The sequence below is a fragment of the Streptosporangium sp. NPDC005286 genome (assembly GCF_040607515.1).
GTDB lineage: Bacteria > Actinomycetota > Actinomycetes > Streptosporangiales > Streptosporangiaceae > Streptosporangium.
In genome coordinates this window covers 1-6085 of record NZ_JBEXGU010000295.1, presented here as the reverse complement: position 1 = coordinate 6085, position 6085 = coordinate 1, and the positions used below count along the sequence as shown (strand labels likewise).

General features: G+C 70.3%; 8 protein-coding genes. 3 read left to right on the top strand and 5 right to left on the bottom strand.

All coding sequences use genetic code 11. The features are described 5' to 3' along the window. Nucleotides 1-203: 203 nt before the first annotated feature. The 4 genes from ABZU75_RS44780 to ABZU75_RS44765 all read right to left on the bottom strand — a co-directional run bounded on the left by ABZU75_RS44780 (nucleotide 204) and on the right by ABZU75_RS44765 (nucleotide 2653). Nucleotides 204-965, bottom strand: coding sequence for an IclR family transcriptional regulator (locus ABZU75_RS44780; RefSeq protein ID WP_355569099.1), 762 nt, complete (start codon nucleotides 963-965; stop codon nucleotides 204-206). Beyond that, the gene (locus ABZU75_RS44775; RefSeq protein ID WP_355569095.1) at nucleotides 949-1506 is read right to left on the bottom strand and encodes a DJ-1/PfpI family protein; all 558 of its coding nucleotides are present in this window, start codon (nucleotides 1504-1506) and stop codon (nucleotides 949-951) included. Before ABZU75_RS44775 ends, ABZU75_RS44780 begins: the two co-directional genes overlap by 17 nt. Continuing rightward, nucleotides 1478-1915 carry a hypothetical protein gene (locus ABZU75_RS44770; protein WP_355569092.1) on the bottom strand — a complete coding sequence of 146 codons (438 nt, stop codon included), beginning with the start codon at nucleotides 1913-1915 and terminating at the stop codon, nucleotides 1478-1480. The genes ABZU75_RS44775 and ABZU75_RS44770 overlap by 29 nt, the downstream gene beginning before the upstream one ends. A 63-nt stretch (nucleotides 1916-1978) precedes the next feature. Next, nucleotides 1979-2653 (bottom strand): TetR/AcrR family transcriptional regulator C-terminal domain-containing protein, encoded by a 675-nt coding sequence (locus ABZU75_RS44765; protein ID WP_355569089.1) that lies wholly within the window; start codon nucleotides 2651-2653, stop codon nucleotides 1979-1981. Between the two features lie 131 nt (nucleotides 2654-2784). On the opposite strand from ABZU75_RS44765, the gene ABZU75_RS44760 reads away from it, so the two are divergent. Continuing rightward, nucleotides 2785-3489 (top strand): DUF998 domain-containing protein, encoded by a 705-nt coding sequence (locus ABZU75_RS44760; RefSeq protein ID WP_355569086.1) that lies wholly within the window; start codon nucleotides 2785-2787, stop codon nucleotides 3487-3489. 16 nt (nucleotides 3490-3505) lie between these two features. On the opposite strand, the gene ABZU75_RS44755 is transcribed toward ABZU75_RS44760, so the two are convergent. Further along, nucleotides 3506-4153: a TetR/AcrR family transcriptional regulator gene (locus tag ABZU75_RS44755; RefSeq protein ID WP_355569083.1), complete on the bottom strand. Its 648-nt coding sequence runs from the start codon at nucleotides 4151-4153 to the stop codon at nucleotides 3506-3508. Nucleotides 4154-4262: 109 nt separating this feature from the next. Between ABZU75_RS44755 and ABZU75_RS44750 the strand changes: the two genes are divergently transcribed. Beyond that, on the top strand, nucleotides 4263-5249 hold the full coding sequence (locus ABZU75_RS44750) for an acyl-CoA dehydrogenase family protein (protein WP_355569080.1): 987 nt from the start codon (nucleotides 4263-4265) through the stop codon (nucleotides 5247-5249). A 52-nt stretch (nucleotides 5250-5301) separates the two neighbouring features. Then, nucleotides 5302-6057: an SDR family oxidoreductase gene (locus tag ABZU75_RS44745; RefSeq protein WP_355569077.1), complete on the top strand. Its 756-nt coding sequence runs from the start codon at nucleotides 5302-5304 to the stop codon at nucleotides 6055-6057. Nucleotides 6058-6085: the final 28 nt, after the last annotated feature.

Here is a 6085-nt window from a genome sequence, read left to right as displayed (position 1 = left end):
CGCCGCGGGGGGCGGGCGCCCCCGGGGGGGGGCCCCCGCCCCCGCGGGCGGCCCCACGGCCCGTTCTGTTCCGTGGGACCTGCCGGCCGGGCCTCGGCGATCGCGGGGCGGCCGTGTGAAATGCCCGGCTTGTCGCGCGAAAGGACGCGGAGGCTGACCGTCACTTCACGGCGGACCGGTCCCGGGGCCGACGCCGGCCGCCGTCAGCCGTACGGGCCGAGCAGCCGGGCGCTCTCGCGTACTCCTTCGATCATCAGGTCGCGGTGCGCGCGGAAGTAGTCGAGCGGGGCCGAGGCGGCGACGGCGCCGACCACGCTCGCCGAGGCGTCGAGGACGGGAACGGCGACGCAGGCGAGGTCGGGACGGAACTCCTCGACCTCCTGGGCCACGCCCGTCGCCCTGACCCGGTCCAGCTCCGCCTCGAAGTCCTCCAGCCGGGTGATCGTGCTGTCGGTGAGGCGGCGCAGCCCGAACTCGGCGAGGTAGGTCCGGCGGGCGGGCAGGTGCGCGAGCAGCACCTTCCCGAACGCCGTCGCGTGCGCCGCCTCGTGAAAGCCCACATCCAGCGGCTGCACGCGCGGCGTCTCGGGCGAGTCGACCACCTCCGCGACCACGAGGTGGGCGTCCCGCAGCACGCTGTAGTAGACGGCGGTGCCGCTGATCCGGTGGGCGTGCTGGAGCGCCTCCGACACCAGCGGCGTGCTGCCGAGCTGGTCACGGAGGCGCTGGTTCAGCGACGTGAGCTTGTAGCCCAGGCCGTAGCCCCGGGAGTTGGGCAGCCGGACCAGGTAGCCCTCGTGGATGAGCGTGTTCAGCAGGTGGTACGTCGTGGACAGCTTGAAACCGCAGCGTCGCGCCACGGCCTTGGCGGTGACGCCGTCACCGGCCGACGCCACCACCTCCAGCACGTGCAGCGCGCGCTGGACGGACGAGAGAAGTCCCTGGCTCTCAGCCGGTTGCGACACGGAGGACCTTCATGAACTCGCGCATCCACGCCGGGTGGTCGGGCCAGGCCCGCCCGGTCACCAGGTTTCCGTCCACATGGGCCTCGCTGTCGACCCAGGTCGCGCCCGCCACCTCGACGTCCGGGGCGCAGGCAGGGTAGGCGCTGCTCTCCCGGCCCTTCAGCACGCCCGCCGCCGCCAGCAGGATCGGCCCGTGGCACAGCGCCGCGATCGGTTTGCCGGCCCCGGCGAAGTGCCTGACGATCTCCAGGCAGTCGCGGTCGTTGCGGATGTACTCCGGCGCCCGGCCGCCGGGAATGACCAGCGCCGCGTACCGCTCCGGGGCGACGTCGGCGAACGCGAGGTCGGAGGGCCAGGTGTGCCCGGGCTTCTCGGTGTAGGTGTCGAAGCCGTCGACGAAGTCGTGCACCACGAACTGGAGCTTCTTGGCGCTCGGCGCGGCGATGTCCACCTCGTACCCCTCCTCGAGCAGTCGCTGGTAGGGATACATCACCTCCAGGTCCTCCGCCGCGTCACCTGTGACGATCAGCACCTTGGCCATCGCGTAACACCTCCGTAATCAGTCTCCCCCGATCCTCACCATGCGCGGGGGCAGGGTCAACGGCGGAGATTCCACGGGTCGGAAAAACGGACATTACCCGGTCCACTCGCCCCGTGAGGGCGGCGCGGACATCGGGTCGGCCCTTGATCTGGCGGGTGATGGACGGGTCGGTGATGGCGGTGTCGTCGGCCAGCAGGAACGCCTTGGAGATGATGACCGAGAGCATGCCGCCCTCCTCCTCGAACGGCAGGAAGACCTGGTCGGACCCGACGCGGGGGACGATGCAGAGATAGGCGTCGTTGGGCTCCATCAGGATGTTGCCCGATCCCAGGTGGATCCGGTAGGTGCGCAGGTCACCGCGGACCCGCAGGAAGCGGTCGGTGAGTTCGGCCCGGCCGGCGACTGACAAATCCCGGTCACGGAACAGCCGCGTCAGGGCCGCGCGTGGCCTGGATCCCGTCGGGTGAGTGGCTCAGGTCGGGTGGGGCGGGGGCCGGCGGGCCAGGGCGGCGGCCGTGCCGTCGATCAGGGCTCGGAGGCCGTGTTCGAAGGCGTCCTCGCCGGGCGAACCACCGCTCTCGCGGAGCGCCACGAGCAGGGTGGCCCCCGTACCCCCGTCGAGCAGTCCGGCCAGCGCCGCGAGCCGGTCCGCGGGTGTGCCCGCGTGCTCCTGGCGTTCGGTCTGCTCCTGGAGGACGCATCCGTTGACGTAACGGGTGAGGGCCGTGATCGTGCGCAGTGCCAGGACCGGGGTGAAGCCGCGGCCGACCATGGCGGTCATCTCCTCGTCGAACATCCTGATCGTCGCCGGGCTCAGGGCGGCGGCGCCGGAGACGATGCGGGCGCCGTCGCGGTGGGCGAGCAGGGAGCCGCGGTACGCGCGGGCACGGCGGGTGAGCCAGTCCTGCCAGGACTCGCCGTCGCGGGGCGGGCCCATCCCGGCGGCCAGGACGATCGCGTCGGCCATCCCGTCGAGCAACTCCTGCTTGTTGCGCAGGTGCCAGTAGAGCGCGGGGGACTGGACGCCCAGCTCCGAGGCGAGCCGGCGCACCGTCAGCCCGTCCAGGCCGACCTCGTCGAGCAGTCGCAGTGCTGTATCGATCATCGTCTGCCGGGTCAGGCCGGCTCCCCGTTTGTTCTCGCCCATCGGTTGACACCTTAGCAGTGCTAAGGGAGCATGGCGGCGACGCTCCTTAGCGCTGCTAAGGAAAGCTCGCGCGCCGGACACCGCGCGGAGTCAGGGCCGGACCGCGAAGGCCGGTCACAGAGGGGAGAGCCATGTCCAACGTGCGAAAACAGCGGCTGACCAGGGCGCTGCTGACCTGTGGTGCCGTAGCCGGACCGCTGTTCATCCTCGCGGTCGTGATCCAGGACTACACGCGCGTGGGTTTCGACCCCAGGCGGCAGCCGCTCAGCATGCTGAGCCTGGGCGACCTGGGATGGATCCAGATCGCCAACTTCGTCATCACCGGGCTGCTGAACATCGCGTTCGCGGTCGGGCTGTGGCGGGCGTTGCGTCCAGGCCATGGCGGGACCTGGGGGCCGTTACTGATCGGCGCGTACGGGACCGGCCTGGTCGGCGCCGGTGTCTTCCGCTTCGAACCGGCGTGGGGCTACCCGCCCGGTGCGCCGCAGGGTCCTCCCGATGCCCCCGGCTTGAGCTACATCCTGCACGGTGCCGCCTTCGGCGTGGGGTTCGTCTCGCTGGTCGCGGCATGCTTCGTCTTCACCCGTCATTTCGCCGTACGGGGAGAGCGCGGATGGGCGCTCTACTGCGCGGCCACGGGCGTGGCGCTTCCCGCCCTCTACCTGCTGGCGGGGCTGCTGTCGGACGACGGCGAGAACTCCCAGCCCCTGAGCCTGCTCCTCCGCGCCATCGCGCTCCTGGGCTGGGGATGGGCCGCGGTGCTCGCGGTGCGGGTACGCGGATCCCACACGCCGGCCGGGCCCGGCGTCGGGTCTGGAGCCGTACTCACCGACTAGGAACGCAGGGGTGACCTCATGACGTCGCCTGCCCGTGTGCCCCGACGATGCGCAGGGCGAGCTCGCAGTAGTGGTCGGCGATGTCCTCGTCACTCCACTCGCCCTCCTCGCGGTACCACCGGGCGACGTCGACGCCGAGCGACAGCAGTGCGAGCGCGCTCATCCGCGGGTTGGAGGTGTGGAACACGCCGCCGGCGACACCGGCCTCCACGATCTGACGTATCTCCTGCCCGATGGCGCGCCGGACGGCGCTGATCTCCCTGTAGTGCTCCGGGTTGAGCGCGGCGAGCTCGTAGTTGACGACGCGTGCGCTCGTGTGGCTGCGGGCGTGGTGCATGGTGAACTCGCGGACGACCGCCAGGAGTTGCTCCACCGGGTCGTCCGAGCTCGCCGCGCCCTCTCGCACGAGCCGCAGCGTGACGTCGTGTCCCGACCGTGAGATCAGGTAGAGCAGCTCCTCCTTGGACTTGTAGTGCACGTAGAGGGCCGCGGGGCTCATCCCGGCCGCCGACGCGATGTCGCGGGTGGTCGTGCCGTGGAATCCCTTGGCGGCGAAGGACTCCACAGCGGCGGCGATCAGCCGGTCGCGGGCGATCGTAGGGCGGGTTTCCCCCGTCGTCGGGTGGTCGTCCGGCACGTCACCACTTTCTGTGATCTGGCTCACCAGCTCCCCTTGCGGTTGGGGCGTTGACAAGGATGTCGCAATTGAGGAAGGCTAAGCAAGCGCTTAGCGATAAGCAAGCGCTTAGTCAGCCTGCTCGTGCGAGGTTCTCTTGAGGCGCAGTATCTACAGCTCCGACCACGAGGCGTTCCGCGACTCGGTCCGGGCGTTCCTGGACCGGCACGTGTGGCCGCGCACGGAGCAGTTCATCGAGGCTCGGGCGTTCCCCCGGGATCTCTGGATCGAGGCGGGCAGGCAGGGGTTCCTGGGACTGGGGATTCCGGAGCGGTACGACGGTTCCGCCGCGGAGGACTACCGCTACAACGCCGTTCTCGGGGAGGAGCTCGCCGGCGTGTCCGCGGCACTGAGCTCCTCCTTCGGCATCCACTACGACGTGGTGGCCCCGTACCTGGTGGAGCTCGCCGGCGAGACCAACGGCTACTCGGCGGATCTGGTGGTGGTGGCCGCCAGCACCAGCCCGGAGAGGCGGGCCAAGGGGATCACGCTGTTCGGTGTCGAGACAGGGATGGACGGCTTCAGCCGCGGCCGGAAGCTCGACAAGGTCGGGCAGCCCGAGTCCGACACCGCCGAGCTGTTCTTCGACAACGTCCGGGTGCCGCATGCGAACGTCATCGGTGAGATCGACCGCGGCTTCGTTCACATGATGGAGCGCCTGCCGCAGGAGCGGATCGGCGCGGCCGTCTCCAACGTCGCGCACGCCGCGCGGATCCTGCGGGAGACCATCGAGTACGTCAAGGAACGCAAGGCCTTCGGTCAGCCGGTGGGCTCCTTCCAGCACAACAAGTTCCTGCTCGCCGAGCTCGTCACCCAGATCGAGGTGTCCCAGGCCTACGTCGACCAGGCGGTCATGGCGCACGTCGCCGGAGAGCTGAGCGCGGTGGACGCGGCCAAGGCCAAGTGGTGGTCGGCGCAGGTGCAGAACGACGTGCTCGACGCCTGTGTCCAGTTGCACGGCGGCTACGGCTACATGAACGAGTACCGCGTGGCCCGTGCCTGGCGCGATGCCCGCGTGACCAGGATCTGGGCCGGCTCCAACGAGATCATGAAGGAGCTCATCGGCCGGGACCTCGGTCTCTGACCGGCGACAGAACGTGGAAAGCATCGGAGTGAGCGGTCGGGGAAGCGCGGAGATGACGAAGAGGTTCGAGGGAAAGACGGCGATCGTGACCGGTGCCAGCCGCGGCATCGGTTTCGCCATCGCGGAACGGCTGGTGGCCGAGGGCGCGCGGGTCTGCGTCACCGCCCGCAAGCGGGAGGCGCTCGAGGAGGCGGTGCGGGCTCTCGGCGGCCCCGGCCACGCGATCGCGTCCGCCGGCGGGAGCGACGACGTCGAGCACCAGTCGGACACGGTCCGGCGCACCCTGGAGACGTTCGGCAGCGTCGACATGCTGGTGAACAACACCGGCATCAACCCGGTCTACGGGCCCATGCTCGACCTCGACGTCGAGGTGGCACGCAAGATCTTCGAGGTCAACTGCCTCGCCGCGCTGTCCTGGGTTCAGCAGGCGCACCGCGCCTGGATGGGTGAGCACGGCGGTTCGGTGGTCAACGTGTTCTCGGTGGCCGGTGTCAGGCCGGCGCCGGGCATCGGCTTCTACGGCGCGAGCAAGGCGATGCTGACCTACATCACCCAGGAGCTCGCGGTCGAGCTCGGTCCGGGCGTCCGTGTCAACGCGGTCGCCCCGGCGGTGGTGAAGACGAGGTTCGCGACCGCGCTGTACGAGGGCAGGGAGGAGCAGGTCGCGTCGGCCTACCCGCTCAAGCGGCTCGGCGTGCCGGAGGACATCGGCGGCGTGGTGGCCTTCCTGCTCTCGGAGGACGCGGGATGGCTCACCGGTCAGCTCATCGTGGTCGACGGAGGGGTGACCCTCACCGGAGGCGTGTGACCCGGCCTCCGGCGCCGCGGTCGCCGGA

Excerpts from the sequence above, each read along its gene's own strand:
- ABZU75_RS44775 (WP_355569095.1), bottom strand. The coding sequence starts at position 1,506 with ATGGCCAAGGTGCTGATCGTCACAGGTGACGCGGCGGAGGACCTGGAG.
- ABZU75_RS44765 (WP_355569089.1), bottom strand. The coding sequence starts at position 2,653 with ATGGGCGAGAACAAACGGGGAGCCGGCCTGACCCGGCAGACGATGATC.
- ABZU75_RS44760 (WP_355569086.1), top strand. The coding sequence starts at position 2,785 with ATGTCCAACGTGCGAAAACAGCGGCTGACCAGGGCGCTGCTGACCTGT.
- ABZU75_RS44745 (WP_355569077.1), top strand. The coding sequence starts at position 5,302 with ATGACGAAGAGGTTCGAGGGAAAGACGGCGATCGTGACCGGTGCCAGC.